The organism is Mycobacterium sp. NPDC003449 (genome assembly GCF_053588415.1).
The window spans coordinates 1-2,171 of the sequence record NZ_JBSFPX010000357.1; the positions used below are offsets into that span (position 1 = coordinate 1).

Genomic DNA, 2,171 nt, shown 5'->3' on the forward strand with positions numbered 1-2,171 from the left:
GGCGCCGAATATCGCCGGTGATTTTGTTGTGGAAATGCCTGAGCCCCCCAATGGGTATTGGGGGGCTCAGGTCTTAAATTGTGTTCGGCGGTGTCCTACTTTTCCACCCGGGTGGGTAGTATCATCGGCGCTGGCAGGCTTAGCTTCCGGGTTCGGGATGGGACCGGGCGTTTCCCTGCCGCTATGGACCGCCGTAACTTTATTCACCCGTTTCTGGGTGTGAATCTGGTGTTTTGGTGGTGGGGTGTGGCGTGTTGTGGTGTGTGGTTGCGAGACAATGTGTGTGCGTCTTTTTACGTGACCCGTTTGGTTGTTGGGTGTGTGTAAGTTTTCGGCCGGTTAGTGCCAGTTCCCTGCGACTATTACTAGTCTTCCAGGTCTGGTCTATCGATCCCGTGGTCTGCGGGGGGCCTTATCCCACTCAAATGGGTGAGAAGCCTGGTCTTGGAGGGGGTTTCCCGCTTAGATGCTTTCAGCGGTTATCCTGTCCGAACGTGGCGATCCAGCCGTGCCCCTGGTGGGACAACTGGTAGACCAGAGGTTCGTCCGTCCCGGTCCTCTCGTACTAGGGACAGATTTCCTCAAGCTTCTGACGCGCGCGGCGGATAGAGACCGAACTGTCTCACGACGTTCTAAACCCAGCTCGCGTGCCGCTTTAATGGGCGAACAGCCCAACCCTTGGGACCTGCTCCAGCCCCAGGATGCGACGAGCCGACATCGAGGTGCCAAACCATCCCGTCGATATGGACTCTTGGGGAAGATCAGCCTGTTATCCCCGGGGTACCTTTTATCCGTTGAGCGACACCCCTTCCACTCAGAGGTGCCGGATCACTAGTCCCGACTTTCGTCCCTGCTCGACATGTCCGTCTCGCAGTCAAGCTCCCTTGTGCACTTACACTCAACACCTGATTGCCATCCAGGTTGAGGGAACCTTTGGGCGCCTCCGTTACATTTTGGGAGGCAACCGCCCCAGTTAAACTACCCACCAGGCACTGTCCCTGAACCGGATATACGGTTCGAAGTTAGAGGCCCAATACGATCAGAGTGGTATTTCAACAATGACTCCACACTAACTAGCGTCAGCGTTTCACAGTCTCCCACCTATCCTACACAAACCGTATCGAGCACCAATACCAAGCTATAGTGAAGGTCCCGGGGTCTTTTCGTCCTGCCGCGCGTAACGAGCATCTTTACTCGTAGTGCAATTTCGCCGAGTCTATGGTTGAGACAGTTGAGAAGTCGTTACGCCATTCGTGCAGGTCGGAACTTACCCGACAAGGAATTTCGCTACCTTAGGATGGTTATAGTTACCACCGCCGTTTACTGGGGCTTAAATTCTCCGCTTCACCCCCGAAAGGGTTAACAGGTCCTCTTAACCTTCCAGCACCGGGCAGGCGTCAGTCCGTATACCTCGTCTTGCGACTTCGCACGGACCTGTGTTTTTAGTAAACAGTCGCTTCTCACTGGTTTGTGCCACCCCCTCCCGCTACCCACCGCAAAGGTGTTGACGGTATGGGGGTCCCCCTTCTCCCGAAGTTACGGGGGCATTTTGCCGAGTTCCTTAACCATAGTTCACTCGTACGCCTTAGTATTCTCTACCTGACCACCTGTGTTGGTTTGGGGTACGGGCCGTGTGTGTCCTCGCTAGAGGCTTTTCTCGGCAGCATAGGATCACCGAATTCGCCTCACTCGGCTATGCATCACCTCTCAGACATATGACACCCGGATTTGCCTAGATGTCGTCCTACCGGCTTGCCCCAGTACAACCACTGACTGGTACGGCTACCTTCCTGCGTCACCCCATCGCTTGACTACTACCACCGAAGATCCCGCGCAGCCAGCAGAAGTGGCCTCCCGAAGGAAACCATCCCCCACCTTTTGGGCGGTTAGTACCGGTGATTCATCAGGGACGCACACACACGGGTACGGGAATATCAACCCGTTGTCCATCGACTACGCCTGTCGGCCTCGCCTTAGGTCCCGACTCACCCTGGGAGGACTGGCCTGGCCCAGGAACCCTTGGTCTTTCGGCGGGCAAGGTTCTCACTTGCCTCATCGCTACTCATGCCTGCATTCTCACTCCCACACCCTCCACACCTAGATCACTCTGGTGCTTCACCGGACGCAGGACGCTCCCCTACCCAGTCAACAACGTTGACTGCCGCGGCTTC

The 2,171-nt window shown here is 56.1% G+C and carries 2 rRNA genes; both read right to left on the reverse strand.

Features of this window, described 5'->3' with window-relative positions:
* Positions 1 to 82: 82 nt before the first annotated feature.
* Positions 83 to 196: ribosomal RNA gene (rrf, locus tag ACWDTP_RS38230) — 5S ribosomal RNA — on the reverse strand.
* Between the two features lie 123 nt (positions 197 to 319).
* Positions 320 to 2,171 (reverse strand): 23S ribosomal RNA (locus ACWDTP_RS38235); the annotation flags it as partial.